Origin of the sequence: Marinobacter algicola DG893 (assembly GCF_000170835.1) — a bacterium.
Classification (GTDB): Bacteria; Pseudomonadota; Gammaproteobacteria; order Pseudomonadales; family Oleiphilaceae; genus Marinobacter; species Marinobacter algicola.
Map to the genome: position 1 here is coordinate 1 of NZ_ABCP01000020.1, position 25,690 is coordinate 25,690.

A 25,690-nucleotide genomic window follows, 5' to 3' on the forward strand; every position below is an offset into this window, starting at 1 on the left:
CAGTCACGATGGGCACCCGGCCACGGATGCCATCCTGTTTTGGATTAAGAGTAGACTAAAACCTGTGAGCAACTCACAGGTCAAAGGTTTTTTCAGGAAGAGGCGCTTTTAGCTCGAAGGAAGGTGCCACAGGCCTTGCATTGGTCCGGGGCCATCAGCTTGGCCTGCCAGCCAATCTTTTGCCCGCAGGCGGGACATGCAAGACGCAGTTGCAGAATGATAATAGGGGTAACTAACGCAGCAATCAGAAGCCCGAGCGGCCCCCAGCTGTCGCCACTGGACAGCCCTAGCTGGCTACTGAAGACCAGAACAATGACCAGCGAGAAGAACGCGAAAATGAAGTAACGCTTATTCCAGGCTTCCCACCGTCGCAGACGAACATCCTGTTCCGACGTCAGATATCTTGAACTCATTAAACCGCACCTTGAAAACGAATACGGCAATAGTGGTGAATTGCGGCACTCATTTCAATCAGCTACCAACCGGCGTGTCGATTTCCAGCAAACCAGCACTCAGTGCCCGCTCCAGTTCGCCTGCCGGAATCGGGCGGCTGATCAGGTAACCCTGAATCAAATCGCAGCGGTGATTCTTGAGGAAGGTCAGCTGCTCATGGGTTTCCACGCCTTCTGCCACCACCTGAATGCCCAGGTTATGGGCCAGGTTAATCACCGCGCGGGTAATCACCGCGTCGTCGTGGCGCTCGGTAACGTCGGTAATGAAGGAACGATCGATCTTCAGCAGATCCACCGGGAAATCCCGCAGGTAGCCCAGCGAAGAGTAACCCACACCAAAGTCATCAATGGCCAGGTGCACACCCAGCTTGTGGAGCTTGGTCAACTGGTTCAGATTGTGCTCGATATTCTGGATGAAGATCTCTTCGGTCAGCTCCACCTCCAGCCGGCTCGCGGGAACGCCATTGCTCTCCAGCGCTTCCTGGATATGATCGACAATGCTTTCGTCATCCAGCTCACGCCCAGAGAGATTCACCGCGATACGCAGATGGGAGTACGGGCCTTTCTGCCACTTCGCCAGTTGCCGACAGGCGGCCATAACCACCCAACGACCGATGTCGGTAATACGGCCGCTTTCCTCCGCCAGGGGAATGAAGTCCACCGGCGGTAACAGGCCACGGCGAGGATGCTGCCAGCGGATCAGCGCTTCCACGCTGTTAATGGAAGAGTCGTTGAGATCCAGTTGGGGCTGGAAATAGAGCACGAACTCGTCGTTGGCCAGCGCGTGGTTAAGATCCTTGTCCAATTCCAGGCGCATGACCTCCCGGTCCTGCATGCCTTCGGTGTAGAACTGGTAGGTGTTGCGGCCCTGCTCCTTGGCCCGGTAGAGCGCCACATCGGCATTGCGCAGAAGGGTATCGGCATCGAGGCCGCTTTGAGGATAGACAGCCACCCCCATGGTGGCAGTGATGCTATGTTCCTCACCCTGCACAGCAAATGGCTCTTCAAAGCACTGCTTGATCTGGCCCAGCAGATTGATCACATCGTCGATATTCTCAACATGCTGTTGGCACACCATGAACTCGTCGCCGCCGGAATAGGCCACCATCACTTTTTCGTCACTGAGGGCATTCAGGCGTTCAGCGACTTTGATGAGCAGTTCGTCGCCGAATTGATGGCCGAGGGAATCGTTAAGCATCTGGAAACGGTCCAGGTCGATCATCACCAGTGCTGCCTGGCGCATCTGACGGTCGGCGATGCTCAGGGTGTGCGCCAGATCTTCCATGAAGAAGCGGCGGTTGGCCAGGCCGGTCAGCGCGTCGGTGGTTTCCAGGCGAGCGAGATCCTTTTGCACAGCCTGACGTTGGCTGATTTCCGCATCCAGCTCCTGGCGGGTTTTCAGCAGTGCCCGGTTGCGCTTGAGAGTCAGTTGCACCAGAAGTGTGGTAAGGCTGGTCAGCAAGCCCATGAACAGCATGACGACGAAGGTCACAAATGGCCAGCGGCTGCGTTGTTCCTCAACCCACGAGATGGATGGGGTTACCGCCAGTGTCCAGTCGAGTGTTGGCAGGTCAACATCGAGGGTGCGAGAGAAACGGGAGTCGGTATCCATTGAACCGTTGAGCTCGTAGGCGGGGTCACCTTTTTCTCTGATTTCGATGTGGAAGGAGGTCAGGGCTCGGTTGGAAAGCATGTGGCTGGCCAGGGTTTCCATCCGGAAAACGCCGGCGATAAAGCCGTTGTTGGCATCGCCGGTGAATATGGGCGCGTAGATGACCATACCCTTGCCGCCCTGTTTCAGGTTCACAATGCCGGAGATATCGAGGTTCCCGGTGGTCTTTGCCTCAAGCAGTGATGCCCGTCGTTCCGGAGAGAAGGCCACATTGAAACCAATGGCGTCTTCGTTACCTTCGACCGGCATCATCCAGCGGATGATATAGTCGCGGTCAATCCATTCAATCGCCTGGTAGACACCAAAATCCGACAGATATCGGCGGGCGTCTTGCTCCCAGATCTCTTTTGGCATGTTCGGTAAGGCTTCAAATCGTTTCGCCATACGGCTGATGGAGTTGGCGTGAACAAGGAATTCCCGCTCCAGCCGCTTTGCCATGGAACTGGCCTCGCTGCCGAGATTGGACTGGATTTGGGTGTGCTCCTGCTTTTCGATGCCGTACTGCAATACCAGGGCGATTCCCAGGAATACCAGGAAAATCAGTACTGGAAATGCCGGATTCAGCAGTCCCCTCACGAACAGGGTTAGCGCTGATGCAGGTTTGTCCACAACGTACTCCGATTATGAATTGACTGAACAGCGTATCGGCCGAACTCACCTCATTATGAGGGATAAACGCGATGACCTGTTACCAATTGCTGAACCCTGTTCTCCAACGAAATCCCGAAAGCGCCATCCGGCAAAGGATGGTTTATCGCCAGTTGTTCATCGGCTGTCGGGTTTGCCAAGTCAACGATCCGAGGCGTGACCGGTTTTTTGTTGGCATCCATCAGTATCTCAATCCTGGGTTTGAGTTTTTTGCCGGGATGTACGGCCACAATCAAGGCCACTTCTCCGCTATTGAGCTCCACTAGTGTTCCGGGTGGATAAATGCCCACCATGCGAATAAAGGCTTCTACCATGTCTGCATCGAACTGCCTGCCGCGATTTCGATACAACACCCGGATGGCGTCAGACGCCGGAATCCCGTCGCGGTAGCATCGGTCGCTGGTCATGGCATCGAATGCGTCAACAATGGAGACCAGACGTGCAAAGCGGCTAATCTGCCATTCCTCCAGTTGCTGCGGGTAGCCGCGGCCATCCAGGCGCTCATGGTGGTGACGGGTCACGTCCCCGATAATCGGGTCCAGATTCGGGTCAGACTTCAGCAGCTCATAGCCGAACGTCGTGTGTTGTTGCATGATCGCATATTCAGCCGGGCTCAGAGCGCCAGGTTTATTAAGAATTTCGTCAGGAACCTTAAGCTTGCCCAGATCGTGAAGCAGTCCGCACATACCGGCAGTTTCCAGGTCCTCTTCGGGAAGGCCCAGAAAACGCGCGAAGGCTACGGTGAAAATGGCTACCCGCAGGCAGTGTTCGGCGGTATAGGCGTCTCTGGACTTGATACGGCTCATCCAGAACATCGCACTGGCGTTGGCTTTGACGCTTTCAACGCACTCCCGGATAACCGGGCGGGCGTCCTGCAGGTTCAGGTCGTTGCCCTGCTCAATGGCAAGGGTAATCTGTTCCACGAACGCCTGGGTTTTTCCCCAGACACGATTGGCGCGGGGAATTTCTTCCGCCAGGGAGCGGGTTTCCGGAAGCGGGTTTGCCGTGCGCTGCTTGTGGCTGGTGACTCTTGCGAGGGCCTCCGCCAATACGTGCTCGTCGCCTTCAACCAGTGCCCATTCGCAGTACTGACGGAGTATGCGAGCCTGATGGTCGTTGTCTAAAGTGAATCCCTGGAACAGCACAGGCACTTCGGTCCACGGGCGGTCCAGCTTGACGATGCGCATTCCGTAGGTCAGCAAATCGACCGGCAGACGGACGCGGTCGACTCTGGTTTGAGCATCAGGGTCATACAATCCTGCCTGCGAGCGGGCGATTGGTTTTCGTGAAGGAGGTTTGCTGGTTTTACGTCGGAACCACATGGCTCTGCCAGTCTTCTGATTGTCTGACTCGATTATGGCAGAAGTGTTGTCTTCAGAACAGGCGAGGGATTTCCTGCTTGGGGCATCGGTCCATGACCACGGTTATGCCGGCATTTTCCGCTCTGCGGGCCCCGGTTTCGTTGATGACACCGATCTGCATCCAGATAACCGGTATGCCCTGTTCTATGGCGGCATCGATAACCGGGTCGGTGTGGTTCGGTGCGAGGAACAGGTCCGCCATGTCGATCGTCTCGGGAACGGATGCAAGATTGGGGTATACGGTTTCGCCTAATAGTGTCTTGCCCGCCAGCCGCAGGTTTACCGGGATCACCCGGTAGCCACGCCCCTGTAGGTAGGCCATTACTTCATGGCTCGGACGATGGGGCTTGTCACTGGCGCCCACAAGCGCAATCGTGTGGACGGTTTCCAGAACTTTGCGCAGTTGTTCAGGGCTGTTTCGGGGCATGCGATGTCAACTCTTCAGGAATCCCGGTGCGCCTCAAGACGAACGGACACCGATTCGGCATAGCGTAGCGCATGGGGTTTGTCGATTTCCACCGCCGCCCAATGAACCGCTTCGTGCTCCATGACAATACTGAGCACCTCGTGGGTCAGCCGTTCCAGCAGGGCAAAACGGTTGCCGTCCACGTGGCCGATGATCTGCTTGGTAATGGTGCGGTAGTTCAATGCCGCGCGAATATCATTTTCGTAAATGGCGGCCGCGGCATCGTAGGTCAGACAGACGTTGATCAGCACATCCTGCTGATTGTTGATCTCTTCTTCCTTGATGCCGATATACGCGCGCAGCAGCAAATCCTTGATGCGTACGGTTGCCTTGTGATTTCCGGTCACTGCAGTCATCTGATCTCCTGGTCAACAGTGGGTGTTCAGCGATCCCGAATCAGCGTCAGGAACTCAGTCCGCGTGGCTTGTGACTTGCGGAACTGGCCCAGCATCATTGAGGTTTTCATGCGGGAATTCTGTTTTTCAACGCCACGCATCATCATGCACATATGTTGTGCTTCAATAACCACGGCCACGCCCTTGGCGCCAGTGACCGTCTCGATAGCCTCGGCGATCTCGCGAGTCAGGTTTTCCTGGATCTGCAACCGGCGAGCGTACATGTCGACGATACGGGCAAACTTGGACAGGCCGAGCACCTTGCCACTGGGCAGGTAGGCAATGTGACATTTTCCGATGAACGGCAACATGTGATGCTCGCACATGCTGTATAGCTCTATGTCCTGAACCACCACCATTTCGTCCATGGCGGACTCAAAAACCGCGTTGTTGACCAATGTATCCAGGCTTTGCCTGTAACCCTGGGTCAGGAACTGCATGGCCTTGGCTGCCCGTATGGGGGTGTCCTGAAGTCCCTCGCGATCAGGGTTTTCGCCCAGGCCTGCAATGATCTGCTGAAAATGGCTGGCCAGGTCGTCGAGCTTGTTGGTCATAGTCGCTTCCGGTTAAATGAGTCAGTTCAGGGCGAAAGCTTAAGGGAATTTGCCCGCACCCTCCAGATTTACGACCATACAGGGCGAAAAGACCACCCCGGAACGCTCTGGTTCGCAAATTGTCGGACCAGATCTGGCAGGGACCATTGGATTGATTTAGAGTTTCAGTTTCAGGCTGGTTTCAGGAAACCGCAATGGAACAGGTAATACCGGGAGTTCGGGGTGCCGCCCCCGGCGCAGGGAATGCGACACTGGAATGGTGGCAACAGGAGGGTAAGTGGTTTTCTTACGGCGGCCACGCTGTCTTCAGCAGAATGGCGGGCCAGGGCGATCCCGTGGTATTGCTGCATGGTTTTCCGACGGCCAGTTGGGACTGGAGCCGGCTGTGGCCAATGCTGCTGCAACATCACACCTTGTTCACTCTCGACATGCTGGGCTTTGGCTTTTCCGATAAGCCGTCGCTATACGATTACAGCATCGAAGACCAGGCCGACATGTTCGAAGGCTGGATCGCCGGTTTGGGATTGAAGAAAGTCAGTTTGTTCGCCCATGATTATGGCGGCAGTGTCGCCCAGGAACTGTTGGCCAGGGATCAGGAAGGGCTACTGCCTTTCTCCATTACCCGGGTCGGCTTTCTTAACGGAGCCCTGTTCCCGGAAGTTCACAGCCCGCTGTTAATCCAGAAGCTCCTGGGAAGCCCCCTCGGTGGCCTGATCAGTCGCGGCCTCACCCGTCGCACCTTCGAGCGCAACTTCCGGCGTCTGTTCGGACCGGAGAACCCGCCGTCACGAAAAGATATGGATGACTTCTGGTATCTGTTGACCTACAACAACGGCCGCGGAATTCTGCATAACCTGATCCACTTTATGGAAGAGCGCCGTTGCCATCGTAACCGCTGGGTAGGGGCCTTACAGAAGGCAGAACAGCCAATGAGGCTGATCTCGGGTGTTGTCGACCCGGTGTCCGGTTCCGCCATGGCCAGACGTTATCGGGAACTGGTGCCGAACGCGGATGTGGTGAGCCTTCGCAACGTCGGCCACTACCCACATTTTGAAACCGCTGGTGAGGTGTATCGGGCGTGGCGTGACTTCTGCAAGCAGTCCGAGTGAGGCCTGAAGGTGTTACAGGTCGTCGGCCAAAGCCCTGTTTTCAGTATCTTCGGGTGGCTGTTCGTGCAGCCTCCTGGCAGCACTGATCACTTGGTTACGGCCTCTCGCCTTGGCTTCGTAAAGTGCCTGATCCGCCCGGTTCAGCCAGACCGACCAGGTTTCACCCTTGCCCACTTCCGCCACACTCGCGCTGGCCGTGATCTGTATCCCTTCTACGAACGGGCGGGCACTGATGCTGGTCAGCAGTTCTCGCGCGACTTTGTCAGCGTCCTTCTGGCGGGTTTCCGGTAATACCAACATGAATTCCTCTCCGCCTATACGAAACAGGCGGTCGCTCTCTCTCAGCCGCCTGCCAATCCGCTGTGTCAGCTCCTGCAACACCTTGTCGCCGGCCAGATGCCCCCAACGATCATTGATCATCTTGAAGTAATCCAGGTCCAGCAATATGAGGCTGGACACTCGTTCGTATCGCTCACGCATCTGAATCTGTCCGTTGAGGATGTCCGCCAATTGCGAGCGATTGAGGCAACCGGTCAGGGGGTCGGTGGTGGCCAGGCGAGTCAGTTCGACCTGCAGGCGGCCCACCAGCCAGGCGAAGATCATCACGAACAGGCAGGTCAGGCCGAGGGAAAAGGTAATGCGCCAGAAATCCGCTTCCGGAAACGTAATAAACGACACGACGGACATGCTGACTACAAACACGATATTGCTGGCGGTGGCCTCCTTCAACGGAAGCAAAAAGAACAGCGCGGCAGCAGCCGGGTATGCCCAGTAGAGCCCGGCGTGGCCATTGATCAGGGTGGAGTACACCGCGCAGACCACCGCCAATGTTGGGAACAGGCGTCCCTGGAGAAAATAGATACCGCGGAACCGAAGGAACGCAATAACGGCCACCGCATTCAGGCAGAACAGCACCAGAAGTGACGCCAACAGCCCATTACCCTTTTGCCATTGCACCATGACCAACGGAGCGACGGCAATAAAAGCCCAGAAATGCAGGTGATAAACGATCTGACGCTTGAAACCGATCACTGCAAGGGTGGGGTTGGTGGCCAGGTTGTCTGTAGTGGCAAGAGGATTCACAGCACACTCCCGCTGTTTGTGGTGGGCCCGCACTCCTTGATCCGGGCTTTTTCAAAGTCTAGCACGGCCTTCATGGGAAGGTAGTTGGTTTTACACCTTTCAATGCGTGCTAATCGCGCTCTGGTTGCTGGGAGCCCAGTTCGCTAAACTGGCGGGCTCGGAACAAGGAGCCGTTATGAGCGCAGTACATACCCGTTATCCCGCATTGACTGTCCGCGCCGGTCGCCGCGCTTTTGAGCGCTTGCGGGAGCAACCGTTTACAGCGGGCGACGTGCATGTCATCCCGGGAGCTGCCGGGGGGCCCAAGGCACTGGGCATATCCGGGCTGGACAAGGCCATTTTCGGGGATTTCCTGCCTGGCGTTCCACAGGAACGCTCGCTGATAGGCTCCTCCATCGGTAGCTGGCGGTTTGCCGCGGTGGCCTCGACGGATGACCCCAAGGCGCAACTGGCCCGGCTGGCGGATCTCTACACATCCCAGCGCTTCGCCAAAGGCGTCAGCATGGCGGAAGTCAGTCGCAAGAGTGTGTTGTTTCTGGAAGAACTGCTGGCAGGCCACGAAGACCATATTCTCAATCATCCCTGGTACCGCCTGAACGTGGTTGTGGTTCGCAGCCGCGGCATGCTGGAGCACGATACCAGGGGGCGCCTCAGCCTGGGCCTGATGAATGCCATCAGTGCCAACATGGTCAGCCGTCGACATCTGGGCCGGTTCATGGAGCGGGGCATCATCCACGATGCGCGAGTGAAAGCGCCCCTGGCCAAGCTGGTGGATTTTCCCAGCCACGAGGTGCCCTTGAGCCGCGATAACCTGATGTCAGCGCTGCTCGCGTCTGCGTCCATACCCATGGTGATGTCCGGCGTCCGCAATATTCCCGGTGCCCCTGATGGGTTATATCGGGACGGCGGCCTGCTGGATTACCATCTTGACCTGCCGTACGAACAGCCCGGGGTGATCCTCTATCCCCACTTTACCGACAAGGTGGTTCCAGGCTGGTTCGATAAAACCCTGCCCTGGCGTCGGGGCGATGCCACCCGACTGCAGGATGTGCTGTTGGTGTCACCCTCCCCGGAATACCTGGAATCCCTGCCAGACAGGAAACTGCCGGACCGCAAGGACTTCGAGCGCTACATCGGAGACGACGCTGGCCGCGAGCGCGCCTGGCGCAAGGCGATTGCCGAAAGTGACCGGTTAGGCGATGAGTTCATGGAACTGGTGGTGTCCGGCCGTCTGAAGGATGTCATGCGGCCTCTGAATGGGAAGCGTTGAGCGCAGGCAACAAGCTCCGCTTTGACTATACTGCCCCTGAAGACAAAAGAATAAAGCAGGGGCTAACCCATGACTGATGACAAGCCGGAAATACCCAGAACCACGCCGTGTTCAGTGCTGGTCGAGGGCGGCAAGAACTACTTCTGGTGCGCCTGTGGCCGCAGTAACAGCCAGCCATTCTGCGACGGTTCCCACAAGGGAACAGGATTTACGCCGGTTAAATACACGGCCGAAAAGAAGGAATGGGTGTGGTTCTGCGGCTGCAAGCACACCGGCAACCCACCATTGTGCGATGGCACCCACAAAACTCTGGATCAGGGCGCCTGAATACCAGGCTGTAGGCTTAGCCGGTAACCACTGAAACCGTGTAGCGTATCCTGCAATGCAAGCACTCTTAGCGTAACGGGTACTTGGCGATCGTCGGCATCCAACAGTTTCAGGTCGATACGCTGTATTTGCCGCTCCTGGCGGGACGCTTGCAGGGTCCTGAGGAAGTTTTCCAGGTAGGCGGGGTCGACCAATTGCTCGAATGGGATACCGGCCAGGTCCGCCGGTGCCTTTTTCAGAAGGTCCACCACCTGGGGTGAAATGTATCCGGTCATTGCCTTCTCATCCAGCTCACAGATAGTGGCGCCGGAAAGGGCGACCAGGTCCCGGCTGCGTTGTTCGCTGTCGTTCAGTGCCTGCCTCAGGATCGATTTTTCAACCTGCATGTTGTTCAGTTGCTGTTCGTACCCGTGCGAGACTTTTTCGGCGTTGCGATAGTGGCTTTGCCACCGGCGGATGCGCAGGCACAGGAAAACCGCCACCACCGTTGCCAGCCCTGTGATCACCAGCCCTGCAAGCCAGATAAAACGGAAGGAGCGGTGGGCGGGTTGCGCCAGGAATCCGGAATCCGGCAATGTGGTTATCAGCCAGCGATGCTCTCCGATTGCGACTTCAGAACGCAGGGAGTGGGAACGGTCCGGGCTCTCCGTGTGAGTGGCCTGGAACAGTGGGATTTTGGTATGTCGCTCCAGGGTGTCCACGCGCAAATCGAGCATGCCGGGTATCGCATCCTTGAACACCGTGGCGAGCCATAGCTCAGCGGGCGCTACGTTATTAATGGTTCTCGCTGGTGCGGCGCCGTCTGTATAGAGCGGCGGAAGCTCGTCATACCCACGTAAGCGGGCGACTAGCGCGTTATGCTGCTTGCGGTATACCTGTTCGGCAAGTGAACGCGACTGCGCTTCAAGTGCCTGTGCGGTCAGGCCGGTAACAACGAAGCCGACGAACAATACCAGCATAGGCGCCCATAGGTGTGGCAGCGCCATAACGTGTCCTGTCCCTGTCAATCGGCGGCTTTCCATAGGTTGATCCATAACCGGTGGCGAACGTGTTGGGAACTTCCTGCTCCTTTACTTTAGACCACTGCTCGTGACCTGGGAAACTTTGCTCCGGAATCCACCGCTGTCAGGTCTGGACCTGCCGTGCCGAACCGTAGACCAGCAGGAAGACGGCAAAACCTGTCACCACCACCGAGGGGCCAGCCGGTGTGTCCAGGTGCCAGGACATCGTAAGGCCACCACTGACAGCGATAAAACCGAACAGGATGGCCAGTCCCACCATATGTTCGGGGTTGCCGGCCAATCTTCTGGCGGTGGCGGCCGGAATAATCAGCAATGCGGTAATCAGCAGTACCCCCACAATCTTCATTGCCACCGCAATCACGATGGAAAACATCAGCATCAGCACCAGCCGCAGGCGTTCAACCGGTACCCCCTCAACCCGCGCCAGTTCCTCGTGAATGGTGCTCATCAGAAGGCCACGCCAGAGCACCGTCAACAGCGCCAGAATCAAGAGTGCACCGCCGTATATCCACAGCAGGTCGTTTCGGCTCATGGCTAGCAGGTCCCCGAACAGCAGGCCGGTCAGGTCCACTCGAATGTCGGGCATGAAGCTGAGTGTGACCAGGCCGATGGCGAGGGCGCTATGGGCAAGGATACCCAGCAGGGTATCGGTGGCCAGGGTCTTGCTGCGGGAGAACAGCACCAGGGCAATCGCCAGGACGACGCAGGTTACGATAACCCCCACATTCAGCGGAACACTGATCAAAAAACTCAGGGCAATGCCCAGCAGCGCCGAGTGCGCTAGTGTGTCACCGAAATAGGCCATCCGCCGCCACACCACGAAGCAGCCCAGCGGGCCGGCGATCAGGGCTACACCGAGACCACCAATCAGCGCCCGCCAGAAAAAGTCGCCGAGTACGGCATCAATGATGGGCATGGGAACACTCCGTGTGGTCGTCGTGGTCGGCGGACACCACATCGCCATGCAGGTCGTGGCTGTGATTATGGTGGTGATGGTATACGGCGAGGCTTTCCGCCACCGGACGACCGAAGGTTTCGATAAAGGCTGGATCGTGAGAGATATCGGCTGGATATCCGCTGCAGCAGACGTGCTGGTTGAGGCAGATAACCTTGTCGGTGGCCGCCATGACCAGGTGCAGATCATGGGAGATCATGATCACGCCGCAGTTCAGTTCGTCCCGTAGGCTACGGATCAGCTCATAGAGCGCGGCCTGGCCATTGATGTCCACGCCCTGGGCCGGTTCGTCCAGAACCAGCAGGTCTGGCCTGCGAGCCAGTGCTCTGGCGAGCAGCAGTCGTTGCTTTTCACCACCGGACAATCGATGAACCGAAGCGTGGAGCAGGTGCTCGACGCCGGTCTTGGTCAGCGCCTCCATGCACTCCTGGTGTGACCGGCCACTGAGCAGCATGAACCGCCTTACGCTGAGTGGCAGTGTCGTCTCCAGTGTCAGGTGCTGGGGCACGTAACCGATGGTCAGCCCGGGGGCGATTTTCAGGGCACCGCCCGAGATCGGCTGGAGGCCCAGTATCGCCTTGATCAGTGTGGTCTTTCCGGCACCATTAGGGCCGATAATGGTGATGATATCGCCGCGTTGGACCCGCAGGTCCACGTGGTCCACCACGGGGCGGTCATCGAAATTGACGGTTAATCGGTGCAGTTCTACCAATGCATCAGTCATGGGTGGTGTCCGATGTGCAGCCGGGGCAAGTACCGGATACCTCGATGGTCATATTGTCCGGCTGGAAAGCTTCGTCCGCCGCCGCGTTCTGGACGGCATCGGACACGCCGGGCGCTGTCAGTTCCAGCACGTTGCCGCAACAACGGCAGATCAGGAACAACCCATGGTGTTTTTTATCTGTGTGAGTGCAGCCGACGAAGGCGTTCAGTGACGCAATCCGGTGAACAAGTCCGTGCTGCTGCAGAAAATCCAATGCGCGGTACACCGTCGGGGGGGCGGCGTTGTGACCATCCGCGGCCAGCACGGCAAGCACGTCATAGGCGCCAAGTGGCTTGTGGGATTGCCAGATCAGTTCCAATACTCGCTCACGGGTGGGCGTCAGACGGGCATTGTGCTGCTGGCAGATGGTTCGGGCCTCTGTCAGCGCCTGGGCGACACAGGCGTCATGATTGTGCGGTCGATAGGGAAGAGCGCTGGGTGACATGGGCACTGTCCTGTAGAATTTGCAACATTATAACATTAGCAAAAAACAGTGCCACGTATGATAGGTGTGCTGATTGCCGGCAGGCGCTAGCGGGAGGCTTCCAGTGCCAACGATTCCAGGTAGCCGAGGTCGGGAATAAAGGCGGTTTCGCCTTCGACTTCAACCGCCATCAGGTCGGCGGGGCCCGTATCGCCGTCAATCTTCTTCAATTGATCTTCGGTCAGACGTGTCTGGCTGGGGATGCCCTGGGTGACCAGCGCCATAAAGGGGACCGAGTTATGGTGATCACCGATGGTGTTCAGGATGACGATTCGACCGCGATTGCCACCGGGCACGGTCAGCTTGCCGCCATTCGCGGCATCGTAGGAGATCACCGGCAGATTCAGGCCTCGCCAATCAAGCTCGCCCACCAGCCACTCCGGCGAATGCGCAGCGGGGTCGGAGCTGGCGAAATCCACCACTTCCGCAATCGACACGTTGGGCAGCAGCAATTGTTTCTCGCTCATCGGTATCATGACGCAGGGCAGGGTTTGGCTGTTATCGTTCATCACTCATTTCCTCAGGCGGAATCCCTTTTTTGCCGGCCCTTGAGCAGGCAGGATTCTTCAATCGTTTTGACGAGTTCGCGGGCGAGCTGTTCCGGTGTACCACAGTATACGGAACATCCGGTTGCCGCCACGGAATCCGGCATGGAACTGTTGCCGCAGCTGCTACTCTCCTGGACCCATATGCGGCTACCATAGGCTTTCAGCAGTGGCGCGGCAATGGCACCATCGTTGCCCATACCGGAAAAGATGATGGCATGGCACCGGGCACCGTAATGGTCTCCGATGTTCAGCAGCACCTGGTCAATGGAAGGGCCATAGGGGCCGGGCCAGGGCGTTTCCCGTTCCTTGAGTGCACCACTGTCATCGAGAGTCCACTCGCGTTCGACCGGCATCAGCACCACATCGCCATTGTGAACACGATACCCGGTTTCCGCCCGTCTCAGCTTGTAGTGGGCGTGGCGGCCAAGCACCCGTGTTAGCACTTCGGTGAAGTTATCATCAATGTGTTGGGCATAGACAAACCCCACTGGCAAGCCGGGGGGCAGGTTGTCCAGGAAAGTTTTGACCGCTGCAGGGCCGCCCAGTGACGCCCCCAGAATCCAGACCTCTTCCGCCGGCAGGTCCACTGAGGCTGGTTGGATCCAGTGAGGCAGTTTGGGAGAGGTCTCCGACGGCGGTTGTTCGGCGGCCAGCTCTTCAATAGCGGCTGCGGAATCCAGTTTTTCCAGATGCCCCAGGGACTGCTCCAGCTTGTCCAGCAAACGGCGTTCCCAGCGGAAGTAGTCAGTGGTGCCCGGTTTTGGGGCCGGGTCAAGACCAAACAGTACGGGGGCTTCGGTATTCTCCAACAGGTGGTCAAACAACACTGGGTGATCAGCTTCATCTTCCAGGGTGATCAACCACAGGCTGGCTTCCGGGAATTCAGGGTAGCCCTGCAGGCGATCCGGGTCTCCGGAAAAGCAAACGTCCAGGCCGAACCTGGACGAGGCTTCCTGCAGGCGGTGGCGTTGCAGGATGATATCCGAAACGATACCGACCGCTGGCCGTCCTGGCTGGCCGGCCATCACTGATCCCTGGTCAACCGCATGATGGTGTCAAGCAGCTCGGTCTCCTGGAAAGGCTTGCCGAGGTATTCGTTGACACCAATGGCCAGCGCCCTCTCGCGGTGCTTTTCACCGGTACGGGAGGTGATCATACAGATCGGTGTGTCTCGCAGATTGTCATCATGGCGTACAAAGCTCGCCACCTCGAAGCCGTCCATGCGGGGCATTTCGATATCCAGCAGGATAATATCCGGCTTGTGGTCCTGCAGCTGTGCGACCGCATCGAGACCGTCTTTGGCCGTGATCACTTCCATGCCATTACGCTCCAACAGGCGGGACGTGACCTTGCGCACGGTCACCGAGTCATCCACTACCATCACCACGGTGGACTGCTCCTCGCGGCGCGAGGCCTCTTTCGCCTTCTCGAGGTTCGCCAGGCGCTGGCGCTCGGAGAGAATATCGGAACGGATCATGGCCGGCAGATCGAGGATCACCACCACGTTACCGTCACCCAGAATGGTGGCGCCCGACACACCCCGGACTGTGCTGAACTGCGGCCCAAGAGACTTGACCACGATTTCGCGGCTGCCCATCAGGCTGTCCACCTGCAGGGCCATGGGCTGTTCGGCGCCCCGCACCAGGATGACCGGCAACGGCAGTGCCTGACCCTGAAGCTTGGGATGGTGATCACTGTTCAGCAGGCTGCCCAGATACTGCAGGCGGTACTGCTGGCCAGCGTATTCGTACATCGGTGCGTCGGGCTTGTAGTACTCCTCAAGCTCGTAGGTGCTGACCCGAACGATGCCTTCAATGGTGTTCAACGGAATGGCGTAGAAGTCCTCGCCAGTAGACACCATCAATGCCCGGTTGACCGATACCGTAAACGGCAGTCGAACCGTAAAGACCGTGCCCTTGCCAACGGTGGAGTCGATGTCCAGGCTGCCGCCGAGCTGCTTGATCTCGCTGGCCACCACATCCATGCCCACGCCACGGCCGGAAATCTGGGTAACAGCCTGGGCGGTGGAGAAACCGGGTTGCAGGATGAACTGCAGGATTTCCCGCTCGCTCAGGTCCTCGTCCTTGGCCATCATGCCTTGGCTGATGGCTTTGTCGCGAATGACCTGGGCAGGAATACCCGCACCATCGTCAATCATCCGCAACACCACATCGCCCCCTTCGCGGGTCAGCGACAGCGTGACTTCGCCGGTTTCCGGTTTGCCGGCCTTCTTGCGGTCAGACGGCTTTTCGATGCCGTGGTCCAGCGCGTTGCGCAGCATGTGCTCCAGCGGCGCAATCATGCGCTCGAGGATGTTGCGGTCCATTTCCCCTTCCGGGTTACGGACATCAAACTCGACTTTCTTGCTGAGCTCGCCGCTGATCTGGCGGACAATCCGACGCAGTCTGGGCACCATGGAGGCAAACGGAATCATGCGGGTCTTCATCAGACCTTCCTGAAGTTCCGTGTTGATCCGCGATTGCTGCACCAGCAGGGTCTCGGTATCGCGAACCCGGTCGGACAGGGTTTCCCTCAGGTCCGCAAGGTCAGACGATGACTCCGTCAGGGCCCGCGACAGCTGCTGGATGGCGGAATAGCGGTCCATCTCCAGTGGATCGAAGTCGTCGCCGTAATCCGGGCCGTGCTCTTTCTCCGCCCGGAACAGGATCTGGGTCTCGGTCTCGATTTCCATCCGGCGCAGCTGCTCGCGCAGACGCTCGATGGTAGCGGCCATTTCGTCCAGGTTGTGGCTGAAATCGCTGGTCTGCTGTTCCAGTCGACCACGGGTAATACTGGTTTCACCGGCCAGGTTAACCAATTCGTCCAGCAGCGGTGCGGAGACCCGTATGGTTTCCTGAGGCGCACGCTGGGCGGCAGTCGCCGGTGCCTTGGACGGAACCTTGTTGGGTTTGGGTGCGGGAGCGACTGGTTTTTCCGGTTTGGCAGGCGCTTTCGCAGCCGGCTCCTGGGGCTTCGGCAAATCCTCTGTTTCTAAATCTGGTTTGGTGGGCTCTGGAACAGCGCCTGTGTCTTCAAACCGCTTTCGGATATCACCCACCAGCGCCACAATCGCGTCGTGGTCATTGGTAATGGCCTGCCAAGCCTCGTCGCCCGGGGTATTACCGCCCAGATCGATCAGCCGTGTTTCCAGGGCGTGGGCCTGGTCGCCCAGCTCGACAAGCTGCGACAGTCGAGCGCCACCTTTCAGGGTGTGAAGGGCACGCTGGGCTTCCTGGTTAAAGTGGTGGTTTGCCGGGTCCTTACGCCAGTCATCCAGTAACTGCTCCAACTGGTCGAGGATCTCGCCGGCTTCTTCCAGGAAAATCTCCAGGACTTCGGCATCGACGGTTTCACCGTCTGCAGACGGTTCTGCCTGAGCGGCGGACCCGGACAGTTCGTCACCGGATACTTTGTGGGCGTCGTTCAGCGCCTCAACCAATACCTCGTCTGCAGTGGGCTTGTTGCCCTCTTCCAGACTGGTGAGCATGGCTCTCAATGTGCCATGCGCTTTGTCACTGAGCTCCAACAGGATCGACTGATTGCTGGAACCGGCGATCAGAGGGTCCAGGGCATCGGACCAGGCCTCGGCGAGATCGGCAATCGGATCAACATCGGACAGGCGAGCGCCACCTTTAAGCGTGTGCAACTCCTGCTGTAACTGGGTAACACCAGCCAGTTCTTCGGGCTCGTCGCGCCATTGGGCGAGGCATTCGCCGATGGCTTCGTGAATCTCCAGGCCCTCGTCCAGGAAGATACCGACCAGGTCATCGTCGGAGGCCTTTGCAATAGCGTCCGTGACGGATGCCGGTTGTTCGTCGGCTATGGGTACCTCGTCGACGGGCTCCGGTTCTTCGGCAGGTTCTTCAGATTCAGCGGATGGTATTGGCTTGCCAGAGAGTATGGCTTCGACCTTGGCCACCAGTTCTGTTGCCGGCGGGCAGGGTTTCTGGGTGGCAACCTGTTCAACCATTTGTGCCAACCGGTCGTGGCAGGCAAACAACAGATCGTTCATGTCGTTGCTGGCGTTCAGCTGGCCTTCGGCGACTTTCTCGAACAAATCTTCAAGAACATGGGTCAGGTCGCCAATAGCGTCGACGCCCGCCATCCGGGCGCCGCCTTTGAGCGTGTGCACGTCGCGTTGCAGCTCCGCCGCCACGTCGCGATTGTTGGGGTCCTCACTCCAGGTATGTAAGGCGCTGCCTGTGGAGTTGATCAGATCGTAGGCTTCTTCCAGGAAGATGCCGATCAGTTCCGGATCCAGGTGAGACAGATCGGTGGCGTGTTCCTCTTCCGGTTGCTCCGCCGTTGTTTCTGGCTCCTCGGTATCATCCTCTTCCAATTCGGCCAGCGGAATCTCGTCGTCTTCCGGCTCAGCGTCCTGCTGTCTGACATCGGTCACTGGTCTGGAGCCCGTGGCGCTGTCCATGTAGGCGTGGATTTCACTGATCAGGTCCGGCGCCGGGCGCGGTGGCTCCTGTTGCTCAAGGGCATCGACCATGCCTGCCAGTCGATCATGGCTGCGGAACAACAGGTCGGAAAGCTCACCGGTAACGGCAAGCCGCTGTTCGGTCAGTCCTTCAAACAGGTTCTCCAGCTCATGGGAAAGATCACCCACCGGTTGGATATCCGCCAGGCGAGCGCCGCCTTTGAGGGTATGCAGGTCCCGTTGCAGAAGGCGTAAAAGATCGAGATTTTCGGTGTTGTCGCTCCAGCTCTGTAAGGCATCGGCGGTGCTGTCGATCAGGTCGCGGGCTTCCTCAAGGAAGATCTCCGCCAGTTCCTGATCCATGTCTTCATCGGTTTCCGCCAACGGTGGCTGCTCGCCACTGGATTCCGGAGCATCCTCCACCTCGGCTTCCAGGCTACGATCGATCTCTTCCAGATCCTCGGTAAACTCCTGCTCAAACGCATCCGGCTCATTGTCTTCTGGCGTTGCGGGAGCCAGGGTTTCCAGGTCGGCAATCAGATCGGCGTTGGCCTCTGTGGCGAGTCCGGCCGCGACCTGATCCATCATGTTGATCAAGTGTTCGTGGCCTGCGCGTACACTGTCGTAGAAAGGCGAATCCGGAACGAAATCGGGGCCTGAGGCACGCTCGTAAACCTGTCTCAGAGCACCTGACAGTTCAGCAACATCGGCTAACCCGGCGTCCTGGGCGCCTTCGGTGAGCAGGTGCAGTTCCTTGCGAAGGGTTTCCAGGGCAGAGGTTGCTTCGGGGTTCTCCGCCCACTCATCGAGAATTCGGTCTGCATCCAGCAGGATATCCAGACCTTCATTCAGGAACAGCTGGACCAGTTGCGGGCGAGCGCTTTCTTGCGGTTCATCGGTTCGGGAGCCGTCGCCACGAAGGGTGGCATCGCTGACCTGCTCCAGTTTTGCCAGGAAGGTTTCGGTTCCGGGTAGGTCCGCCTGGGGGTTCTCCCGGATCTGGCCAAGGCCCTGAGTCAGGAAATGACAGGTATCGTGAATCAGGCTTATAGCGTCGCGATCGGCCCGTTTGTTTTGTGCCCGGGCTTCCTTGACGAAACGTTCCAGGGGCGTGATGACTGCGGCAATGGGTGCGATACCGGCAGTGTGCGCGCTGCCTTTAAGAGTGTGCAGCGCGCGTGACAGGTCATCGGTATAGGCAACGCTCGCTTTGTCGCCTGCGGCGTCGAGGAAGTCCTGCAGGGTTTGCAGATGGGTTTCGGTCTCGCTCTCAAAAATATCCAGCAGCACTGGATCGACGACGGCATCGTCTTCATCTTCCGCGGCTGTCAATTCTGGCTCGGCTTCTCCGCTCACCGCTCCTGACTGTGGCTCAGACGGAGGCATGGTGCTGGCATCGGGAATTTCACCGTTTGCCAGGGCATTGGCGCGGGCTTCCATGCTCGATGTATCGCGGGAAGGGGGCTGGCGTTTCTCGAAATCGTCAACCAACTCCGGCAGGGCTGCAGTAACATCTTCCAGCAGCGCCGCAATGTCATCGTTCATGAAAATGCTGCCGTCAATCACGCGGTTCAGCATGTTCTCGACAGACCAGGCCAGTTCGCCGACAACCAGCGCACCCACCATTCGACCGCTTCCCTTCAGGGTATGGAAAGCACGCCGGACTTCTGAGAGCGCCGTACGGTCGTCGTGCTGGCGCAGCAACATGGGAAGGTATTCGCGGATGGTGTCCAGCACCTCGCCGGCTTCTTCAATGAAAATCTCGAGGATTTCATCGTCGATCAGGTCATCCTCAAACTCTGCCTCGGCTGCGGAGTGTTGCCCGGTACTGACGGCTTCGCTGTCGTTGCCACTGTCGATAACGGGTGGCTCTTCATCCGCCGAACTGGCGTCTTCCGAGGCAGTGTCGATGTCCGTTTTTCGCGTGGTCGACAGAGCTTCAGCGCGTTCAATCAGCTTGCTAACTTCGCCATCGGCCTGGCCGTCACGGAAGTCATTGATCAGCGCAGGAATTCGGCTGTTGACGTCATCGATCAAACTGAACATGTCATCGGTGGGCCGAAGCGTCTGATCGATCACCCGGTTGAGCAGGTTTTCCACCGACCAGGCCAGCTCACCGATACTGGTGGCTCCCACGAGCCGACCGCTGCCCTTGAGGGTATGGAACGCGCGCCGGACTTCCGTCAGCGCGTCGCGGTCATCATGGTTCCGGCGCAGGCGAGGATAGAATTCGTTGATGGTTTCCAGAACTTCTTCGGCTTCCTCGATAAAAATGCCGAGGATTTCGTCATCCAGCAGTTCTCTATCGGAGCTCTTGGATTCGGCTTCCACTGACTCAACGGGTATTTCCGAGTCAACAACTGGCACGTCGTCAGCTGTTGGATGTTTCCAGGTAGGCTCTTCTCCGACCGGAAAGCCCAGGGAATCAAGGCTCGCCTCGGCAACCCCGAGCACGCTCTCATTATCGCTGATACCTTCGGCAAGACGCTCCAGATAGTACTCAATACTGGTAATGGCATCGGCCAGCGTGTCGAGCTGCTTCCAGTCGGGAACCTGCTTGCCCCCCAGCAGAACCTCGGAGATGTAACGCTCGGCGGAGGCGAGCATGTCGGCCACGCGATCAAGGGGAATCAGGCTCAGGCCACCACGAATGCTGTGGAGGAGGCCGGGGACGTGTTCGATTTCACCGGTTTCCCATTGGGAAGCGATGAAGTTGACGATGGCCGTTTTCACCTGCTCCAACGTGTTGCGGGACTCCCTCAGCAGAGCGCTGCTGGCTTCACCCAGTTCGCGGGAGCCAAGGTTGATGGTTTGGGTGTCGTCGCCGGTGACATCCGATTCCGACGGTCGGTCACTGTCCAGGCCAGCCAGGCTGGCTTCGACGTAAAGCAGAGCGCCGGCAATATCCATCAGGGTGCCGTCATCCACGGAGTCGGACTGGTTGGCCAGTTTTTCCACCAGTTCGATCTGTTCGGTAATGACCTTGCGGGGTATGCCCAGGCCCAGTACCGCCAGGGTATTGGCGACCTGACGCAGGCCCGGAAGCAGTTCTTCCAGTTCATCGTTCTGGCGTAGCTCGGAGCGCACAAACAGATCGAGCTGATCTTTGAGTTTGGCCAGTTCTTCGTTGAGGGCGCTGACCACTGAATGGATAGCGTCACGGCCAGGGCCGGAAACCCGGCTCTTGGCAGCGTCCACATCATCGTCGGAAGGCAGTGCCTGATCGAGCCGGTAACTGGCTCGTAGCTCCTTCACGTGGGGTGTGTCGAGGTCGCGGGCGCGAGCAACGTAGTAAAGCAGATGCTTCAACAGCGCTTCTGGAACCGCCTGTTGCAGGATATCAATGTGTTCGTCAGTAAGACGGCGGATTTCGGCGTCCAGCTCGCGCAGCAGGGACTTCACGGCGGTATTGACCGGGTTTGCATGCTGCTGGAGCGTTTCCACGAATGCTCCGGCTGCTTTCCAGAGTTCGCCCCGAGGCGTTTTCTGGCACAACCTGATCAGGCGCTGAATCACCTTCTGCATGTAGTCGAAATGGGCGTCCAGGTCGGCCTCGCGAATCACGCCAGCGAGGGCGAACTGATACATCTGACGCAATTTGCGGATATGTCCAAGTACCTTCGGATCCTGAAGACGCTGGGACACGTTGGCGGCAGCCGTTGCCCGTGAGGGCGACAGGTCTGGCTTGAACAGCGATGTATCGGACAGCAGAGACTCGCCCCGTGCAGCACGGAGATCGTTCAGCAGCGGCAGCAGCACCATCGGGAAATCGTCTTTGCTACTGGCCAGGTGCTCCAGATACTGGGGCAGTTGCAGAATGGCCTGCATCAGCACATCGACGGCATCGTCCACACTGGCGACGGTTTCATTCAGGACCGCCTGGGTCAGTTTCTCCATTTCCTCGGTCAGCAGCGCCGCGCCATATAGCTCGACCATCTGCAGGGTACCGTGAACCTGGTGGAGATAGTTCAGGCAGAAGCGCAGGCGTGCGGTGTCGTCACGATTCTCGACATACGCTTCCAGTGCGTGCTGACCCTGGGTCAACGTGTCCTGTATTTCGCCCCGAACCCAGTCCAGGGCGATGCTGTCATGGTGATTGCCCATAACCACTCCGGTTATTCTTCGTCAGTCTGGCGTTTGATCCACGCCAGCACATGTTCCGAGGGTACCCTCTGTAAGCCAGGGGGTTGCCAGTCGGTCAACTCTCCCTGGCCCAGGACCAGCAACCCCCCGGGCGCCAGCCGCTCTGCAAGCCTTTTCACGATTTCCCGCCGGCGCCAGCGCCGGAAATAAATCAGCAGGTTCTGGCAGAAGATAATGTTCATTCCATGCATCGGAGCGTGGTTCAGATCCAGCACATTCAGTCTGGTAAAACACACCCGCTCCCGGATGCTTTCTATAATCTCGACGTTGTTCCGTTCCGCCGGCCGGAAATACCGGGCTTTCATGGCATCATCCATTCCCATCAGCTTGCGGGCACTGAACAGGCCGGACTGGGCCTTGTCGATGGCCGGTTTACTGATATCGGAGCCGGTAACGCCAAACAATGGTTGCAGCGACAACCCCTCCATACTCTCATTCAGCAGCATGGCCAGCGTGTAGGGTTCCTCGCCGGTGGAACATCCCACACTCCAGGCCTCCAGAGGGCGCCGTTTCAGCGTCTCCCGGGGCCGGGTCAGCACATAGTCAGACACCAGCCGGAAGGCATCCGGATCCCGGAAGAACCGGGTTTCCTGCACCGTCAGCCGATCCACCAGGGTGGACCATTCAACGACAGCGTCCGGGCCGGATACGATCTTCTCGTAATAGGCCTGATAACTACTGCAGCCAATCTCCCGCATGCGAATCCCGAGGTTGGTCTCGAGAAACGATTTGCGCCCGGAAGACAGGGTAATGCCGGTACGATGCTCAAGCAGCGTCTGCCACTGGTTGAACTGCGCCTCGTCCATATCGGGAAGTCGGCGCAGTGACCAGATGCCTTCGGCGGGTGACAGATGGTTGCGTGTTTCAGCCATAAACTGTCAGCAGCCTCGGAGCGGTTGTCAGCTCACCACCGGTACGTCGCTGTCTTCCTCTTCTTCCTGATCGGCCGACTCTTCTTCGGGCAGCGTGAAGCCCGCAACAGAGGACCGCAGTTCAGACGCCATCTCTGCCAGGTTACCGATAGATTTCGCGGTTGCGTTGGTACCGGAGGACGTCTGCGAGGTGATTTCCTGGATGACGTTCATGGTGTTGGAAATGTGCGCCGCAGAGGACGACTGCTGACGGGCGGCGTTGGAGATGTTCTGGATCAATTCCGCCAGGGACATGGATACGTTCTCGATTTCCTCGAGCGCGATACCCGCGTCCTGTGCCAGACGGGCACCACGGACCACCTCTGCGGTGGTGTGTTCCATGGAGATAACGGCTTCGTTGGTGTCTGACTGGATCGTCTTAACCAGTGCCTCGATCTGTTTGGTTGCCGCAGAAGAACGTTCCGCCAGTCGCTGAACTTCGTCCGCAACGACCGCGAAGCCTCGACCTGCGTCGCCGGCCATGGAGGCCTGGATTGCCGCGTTCAGAGACAGAATGTTGGTTTGGTCGGCGATGTCGTTGATCAGGGATACGATGTCACCGATTTCCTGGGAAGATTCACCCAGACGCTTGATCCGTTTGGAGGTTTCCTGGATCTGCTCACGGATGTTGTCCATGCCGCGGATGGTGTTCTGTACCACTTCCGCGCCTTTCTTGGCGATCGCAACCGACCGCTCCGCAACCGCAGAGGATTCAGCCGCGTTGGAAGATACCTGGTCGATGGACACCGCCATCTCGTTCACCGCGGCGGAGGCGCCGGCAATTTCCTGGGCCTGGTGCTCGGAAGCGTCAGCCAGATGCATGGCCGTGGCCTGGGTTTCCTGGGCGGCTGACGCTACCCGTACCGCCGTGCCACGAATCGCCTGAACCAGTCCGCGCATCTGGTCGATCGCGTAGTTGATGGAGTCGGCGATGGCACCGGTGAAGTCCTCGGTAACCGTGGCCTCCGTCGTCAAGTCACCATCCGCCAGGTCAGCCAGTTCGTCCAGCAGTCGCAGGATCGCGTTCTGGTTCTGTTCGTTCTGTTCCTGGGTTGTTGCCAGGCGCTCCTGGGCTTCGCGGTAGAGCACCACGCCGATCATCACAACAATACCGACCATCGCGGCCAGGATGATGAACGCCAGCGTGGGGCTGACGAAACGGGATCCGGCCTGGCCGGTGAATTTTTCGGACAGAACCGACAGTTCGTCCAGCAGAACCTGTGAGTTCTGGAAGATGTCGCTGGCCGCAGTACGCACCTTGAAGAGGTCGGGAGAGGCTTCAAGGATGGCGTCTACGTTCTGGGAAACGAATTCGAACAGTTCGCCAACGGCTTCCAGGCCGTAGATGGCATCTTCATCGTTTACCTGGGAGATGCCCATGGCCGGGTTGCCATTGACCTGGCCGTCAAGAACTCGGCCAAACAGGCTGGCGTCGCGGCCAAATCGGTCGGCGGCGATAACCGCGTCTTCGTCACCGGAGAGTACGTTGTTAACCGAGCGCACAATCCGCTCCGCCAGCAGAGACTGGCGCTGTGCCAGTGCGATCTGTTCGGCGGGTGCGTCGTTATCCAGCAGGATCTGAACGATGTCGTCGTATTCCACCTGCAACTGCGGGATGGTTTCGTTCAGGGTCCGTGCCACTTCGTGGAGGCCGAGTACCGCGTCCTGGGTGGACAGGATGCTGTCGGCGTTGTCACGAACCGATTCCCAGGTCGCCTGCACATTGCTGTCCTGTGCAACCTCGCTTGGGGGCAGGCCGGTTTCCGGATTACCGTCAACTACATAGCCCCACAGCCGTTCGAACTCGTCACGGGAACGTCGCAGTGCGTCGAACGCTGACGCGGTGCCGCCAGCGGCTTCCGTCGCGTTTTTCGCGATTTCCTGAGACAGCACCCTCAGTTCGGCTGAGTGAGCGATGTATTCCTGATCGTTCTGGCTGTCCCGATTGATAATGAACAGCACCGCAACGAGCAGGACGGTCAATGCGATCAGCGCGGCAATCAGGCCGGCAACCAGTTTGTTGCCTCCCTGTCCCATACTGAGTCTTCCGGCTCTATTTTTCATTTTCTGGCTCCCGGCCTCTTCGTAATAGTGGCAAGTTTGTTTCTGCGGGCGTTGGGCAGGCGGGAAGATGTTCCTGCCAATGTCACCACCCTTACCATTGCGCTACATCCAGGAAGCGTTCGTCGCCAAGAAGCTCGGCGGCGGAAAACACTTTCCAGACTTCCTCGTTACGCTCGTAGCCGCCATTCACAAACGGCTGAACGCTTGCAGGCACATCCTGTGGCGATGCCACGAAGCTGTCCACTGCGAAATACTGCATGCCTGAGACGCTATCGACCACCAGGCCACTGAATACGTCGCCCTGTTCGACAACCAGCACCCTGCGTTCGCGGGTGCTGCGTGAAGAACGGGGAACTTCAAAAAAACCGGCAAGATCGACCAGTGGCAGGAGGCGGCCACGTACGTTGGCGGCGCCCATCATAAACGGATGAACCCCCGGTATATGGGTATAGCGGGGGACATGGAGAATTTCAGTGACTTCACCCATGGGCGCTACGTAACGCTCACCCGCCAGAACAAAGCCGATTCCGTTCCAGAGTTCAACGGCTTCCTGTTGTTCCGGCAGACCGGCAGCCATGGCGCGGCTGCGTCGGGCGATATCCGTCAGAACGGCAAAAGGGGCGGCCTGGGCGGACATGCTTACTCCACGGTTGGGGATCAGGCAATCAGGCTATTGATTGTTTTGATCAGGTCGTCTTCAACGACAGGTTTTACGAGGTAACCCTTTGCACCCTGGCGTGTTCCCCATACGCGGTCCGTTTCCTGATCCTTGGTGGTGACAATCACCACCGGGATGGAAGCGGTTTCCGGGGCGCGGGTCAGTTGACGAGTTGCCTGGAAGCCGTTCAGGCCGGGCATAACGACGTCCATAAGGACCAGATCCGGTGTTTCGGCGCGTGCCTTGGCAACGCCGTCTGCGCCGTTGTCAGCAGTCAGCACTTCGTGCTTGTGCTTTTCCAGAATGGTCGAGATTTTCTTAACCTCGGTCGGGGAATCATCAACAATCAGAATGCGGGCCATGGTGTCCTCAATAGTTC

21 protein-coding genes are annotated in these 25,690 nt (G+C 58.3%); 3 read left to right on the top strand and 18 right to left on the bottom strand.

Translation table 11 applies throughout. The annotated features are described in order from the left end of the window. Positions 1 to 92: 92 nt before the first annotated feature. From MDG893_RS12780 to folE, 6 genes are all read right to left on the bottom strand, one after another. Positions 93 to 413 (bottom strand): hypothetical protein, encoded by a 321-nt coding sequence (locus MDG893_RS12780; protein ID WP_007154207.1) that lies wholly within the window; start codon positions 411 to 413, stop codon positions 93 to 95. Between the two features lie 58 nt (positions 414 to 471). Further along, positions 472 to 2,733, bottom strand: coding sequence for a bifunctional diguanylate cyclase/phosphodiesterase (locus tag MDG893_RS12785; protein WP_007154208.1), 2,262 nt, complete (start codon positions 2,731 to 2,733; stop codon positions 472 to 474). Positions 2,734 to 2,786: 53 nt separating this feature from the next. Then, positions 2,787 to 4,028 (bottom strand): cyclic di-GMP phosphodiesterase, encoded by a 1,242-nt coding sequence (locus MDG893_RS12790; protein ID WP_040474584.1) that lies wholly within the window; start codon positions 4,026 to 4,028, stop codon positions 2,787 to 2,789. 118 nt (positions 4,029 to 4,146) lie between these two features. Next, entirely contained in the window at positions 4,147 to 4,560 is a 414-nt protein-coding gene (locus tag MDG893_RS12795) for a CoA-binding protein (RefSeq protein WP_007154210.1), read from the bottom strand. A gap of 14 nt (positions 4,561 to 4,574) precedes the next feature. Further along, positions 4,575 to 4,955, bottom strand: coding sequence for a dihydroneopterin triphosphate 2'-epimerase (folX, locus tag MDG893_RS12800; RefSeq protein ID WP_007154211.1), 381 nt, complete (start codon positions 4,953 to 4,955; stop codon positions 4,575 to 4,577). Between the two features lie 26 nt (positions 4,956 to 4,981). Further along, on the bottom strand, positions 4,982 to 5,548 hold the full coding sequence (gene folE / locus MDG893_RS12805; RefSeq protein WP_007154212.1) for a GTP cyclohydrolase I FolE: 567 nt from the start codon (positions 5,546 to 5,548) through the stop codon (positions 4,982 to 4,984). Positions 5,549 to 5,742: 194 nt separating this feature from the next. Here folE and MDG893_RS12810 point away from each other — a divergent pair, with 194 nt between their 5' ends. Then, on the top strand, positions 5,743 to 6,657 hold the full coding sequence (locus tag MDG893_RS12810; protein WP_007154213.1) for an alpha/beta fold hydrolase: 915 nt from the start codon (positions 5,743 to 5,745) through the stop codon (positions 6,655 to 6,657). A gap of 12 nt (positions 6,658 to 6,669) precedes the next feature. Here MDG893_RS12810 and MDG893_RS12815 read toward each other — a convergent pair whose 3' ends face one another. Then, positions 6,670 to 7,740, bottom strand: coding sequence for a GGDEF domain-containing protein (locus MDG893_RS12815; protein ID WP_007154214.1), 1,071 nt, complete (start codon positions 7,738 to 7,740; stop codon positions 6,670 to 6,672). Positions 7,741 to 7,915: 175 nt separating this feature from the next. Between MDG893_RS12815 and MDG893_RS12820 the strand changes: the two genes are divergently transcribed. Together MDG893_RS12820 and MDG893_RS12825 are read left to right on the top strand one after the other, a co-directional pair. Further along, positions 7,916 to 9,010: a patatin-like phospholipase family protein gene (locus MDG893_RS12820; RefSeq protein ID WP_007154215.1), complete on the top strand. Its 1,095-nt coding sequence runs from the start codon at positions 7,916 to 7,918 to the stop codon at positions 9,008 to 9,010. A gap of 69 nt (positions 9,011 to 9,079) precedes the next feature. Continuing rightward, a complete protein-coding gene (locus tag MDG893_RS12825; protein ID WP_007154216.1) occupies positions 9,080 to 9,337 on the top strand; it encodes a CDGSH iron-sulfur domain-containing protein in 258 nt (85 codons plus the stop codon). On the opposite strand, the gene MDG893_RS12830 is transcribed toward MDG893_RS12825, so the two are convergent. The 11 genes from MDG893_RS12830 to pilH all read right to left on the bottom strand — a co-directional run bounded on the left by MDG893_RS12830 (position 9,325) and on the right by pilH (position 25,673). Continuing rightward, positions 9,325 to 10,323: a histidine kinase gene (locus tag MDG893_RS12830; protein WP_157132838.1), complete on the bottom strand. Its 999-nt coding sequence runs from the start codon at positions 10,321 to 10,323 to the stop codon at positions 9,325 to 9,327. The genes MDG893_RS12825 and MDG893_RS12830 overlap by 13 nt on opposite strands. Positions 10,324 to 10,462: 139 nt before the next feature. Further along, on the bottom strand, positions 10,463 to 11,275 hold the full coding sequence (locus tag MDG893_RS12835) for an iron chelate uptake ABC transporter family permease subunit (protein WP_007154218.1): 813 nt from the start codon (positions 11,273 to 11,275) through the stop codon (positions 10,463 to 10,465). Next, the gene (gene znuC, locus MDG893_RS12840; RefSeq protein ID WP_007154219.1) at positions 11,262 to 12,038 is read right to left on the bottom strand and encodes a zinc ABC transporter ATP-binding protein ZnuC; all 777 of its coding nucleotides are present in this window, start codon (positions 12,036 to 12,038) and stop codon (positions 11,262 to 11,264) included. The genes MDG893_RS12835 and znuC overlap by 14 nt, the downstream gene beginning before the upstream one ends. Beyond that, complete coding sequence (locus MDG893_RS12845) at positions 12,031 to 12,522, bottom strand: Fur family transcriptional regulator (protein WP_007154220.1); 492 nt, start codon at positions 12,520 to 12,522, stop codon at positions 12,031 to 12,033. Before MDG893_RS12845 ends, znuC begins: the two co-directional genes overlap by 8 nt. Positions 12,523 to 12,608: 86 nt before the next feature. Next, positions 12,609 to 13,070 (bottom strand): chemotaxis protein CheW, encoded by a 462-nt coding sequence (locus MDG893_RS12850; RefSeq protein ID WP_007154221.1) that lies wholly within the window; start codon positions 13,068 to 13,070, stop codon positions 12,609 to 12,611. 11 nt (positions 13,071 to 13,081) lie between these two features. Next, positions 13,082 to 14,134 (bottom strand): chemotaxis protein CheB, encoded by a 1,053-nt coding sequence (locus MDG893_RS12855; protein WP_007154222.1) that lies wholly within the window; start codon positions 14,132 to 14,134, stop codon positions 13,082 to 13,084. After that, positions 14,134 to 21,639 carry an Hpt domain-containing protein gene (locus MDG893_RS12860; protein ID WP_007154223.1) on the bottom strand — a complete coding sequence of 2,502 codons (7,506 nt, stop codon included), beginning with the start codon at positions 21,637 to 21,639 and terminating at the stop codon, positions 14,134 to 14,136. Before MDG893_RS12860 ends, MDG893_RS12855 begins: the two co-directional genes overlap by 1 nt. An 11-nt stretch (positions 21,640 to 21,650) precedes the next feature. Next, positions 21,651 to 22,550 carry a CheR family methyltransferase gene (locus MDG893_RS12865; RefSeq protein WP_007154224.1) on the bottom strand — a complete coding sequence of 300 codons (900 nt, stop codon included), beginning with the start codon at positions 22,548 to 22,550 and terminating at the stop codon, positions 21,651 to 21,653. Positions 22,551 to 22,577: 27 nt separating this feature from the next. Further along, entirely contained in the window at positions 22,578 to 24,653 is a 2,076-nt protein-coding gene (locus MDG893_RS12870; RefSeq protein ID WP_040474582.1) for a methyl-accepting chemotaxis protein, read from the bottom strand. A 91-nt stretch (positions 24,654 to 24,744) separates the two neighbouring features. Continuing rightward, positions 24,745 to 25,290 carry a chemotaxis protein CheW gene (locus MDG893_RS12875; protein ID WP_007154226.1) on the bottom strand — a complete coding sequence of 182 codons (546 nt, stop codon included), beginning with the start codon at positions 25,288 to 25,290 and terminating at the stop codon, positions 24,745 to 24,747. 20 nt (positions 25,291 to 25,310) lie between these two features. Then, positions 25,311 to 25,673 carry a twitching motility response regulator PilH gene (gene pilH / locus MDG893_RS12880; protein ID WP_007154227.1) on the bottom strand — a complete coding sequence of 121 codons (363 nt, stop codon included), beginning with the start codon at positions 25,671 to 25,673 and terminating at the stop codon, positions 25,311 to 25,313. Positions 25,674 to 25,690: the final 17 nt, after the last annotated feature.

What these genes read in the sequence shown, in the direction of transcription:
- MDG893_RS12780 (WP_007154207.1), bottom strand. Translation starts at nt 413, where the DNA reads ATGAGTTCAAGATATCTGACGTCGGAACAGGATGTTCGTCTGCGACGG.
- MDG893_RS12795 (WP_007154210.1), bottom strand. Translation starts at nt 4,560, where the DNA reads ATGCCCCGAAACAGCCCTGAACAACTGCGCAAAGTTCTGGAAACCGTC.
- folX (WP_007154211.1), bottom strand. Translation starts at nt 4,955, where the DNA reads ATGACTGCAGTGACCGGAAATCACAAGGCAACCGTACGCATCAAGGAT.
- folE (WP_007154212.1), bottom strand. Translation starts at nt 5,548, where the DNA reads ATGACCAACAAGCTCGACGACCTGGCCAGCCATTTTCAGCAGATCATT.
- MDG893_RS12810 (WP_007154213.1), top strand. Translation starts at nt 5,743, where the DNA reads ATGGAACAGGTAATACCGGGAGTTCGGGGTGCCGCCCCCGGCGCAGGG.
- MDG893_RS12820 (WP_007154215.1), top strand. Translation starts at nt 7,916, where the DNA reads ATGAGCGCAGTACATACCCGTTATCCCGCATTGACTGTCCGCGCCGGT.
- MDG893_RS12825 (WP_007154216.1), top strand. Translation starts at nt 9,080, where the DNA reads ATGACTGATGACAAGCCGGAAATACCCAGAACCACGCCGTGTTCAGTG.
- MDG893_RS12830 (WP_157132838.1), bottom strand. Translation starts at nt 10,323, where the DNA reads ATGGCGCTGCCACACCTATGGGCGCCTATGCTGGTATTGTTCGTCGGC.
- MDG893_RS12835 (WP_007154218.1), bottom strand. Translation starts at nt 11,275, where the DNA reads ATGCCCATCATTGATGCCGTACTCGGCGACTTTTTCTGGCGGGCGCTG.
- znuC (WP_007154219.1), bottom strand. Translation starts at nt 12,038, where the DNA reads ATGACTGATGCATTGGTAGAACTGCACCGATTAACCGTCAATTTCGAT.
- MDG893_RS12845 (WP_007154220.1), bottom strand. Translation starts at nt 12,522, where the DNA reads ATGTCACCCAGCGCTCTTCCCTATCGACCGCACAATCATGACGCCTGT.
- MDG893_RS12850 (WP_007154221.1), bottom strand. Translation starts at nt 13,070, where the DNA reads ATGAACGATAACAGCCAAACCCTGCCCTGCGTCATGATACCGATGAGC.
- MDG893_RS12855 (WP_007154222.1), bottom strand. Translation starts at nt 14,134, where the DNA reads ATGGCCGGCCAGCCAGGACGGCCAGCGGTCGGTATCGTTTCGGATATC.
- MDG893_RS12860 (WP_007154223.1), bottom strand. Translation starts at nt 21,639, where the DNA reads ATGGGCAATCACCATGACAGCATCGCCCTGGACTGGGTTCGGGGCGAA.
- MDG893_RS12865 (WP_007154224.1), bottom strand. Translation starts at nt 22,550, where the DNA reads ATGGCTGAAACACGCAACCATCTGTCACCCGCCGAAGGCATCTGGTCA.
- MDG893_RS12870 (WP_040474582.1), bottom strand. Translation starts at nt 24,653, where the DNA reads ATGAAAAATAGAGCCGGAAGACTCAGTATGGGACAGGGAGGCAACAAA.
- MDG893_RS12875 (WP_007154226.1), bottom strand. Translation starts at nt 25,290, where the DNA reads ATGTCCGCCCAGGCCGCCCCTTTTGCCGTTCTGACGGATATCGCCCGA.
- pilH (WP_007154227.1), bottom strand. Translation starts at nt 25,673, where the DNA reads ATGGCCCGCATTCTGATTGTTGATGATTCCCCGACCGAGGTTAAGAAA.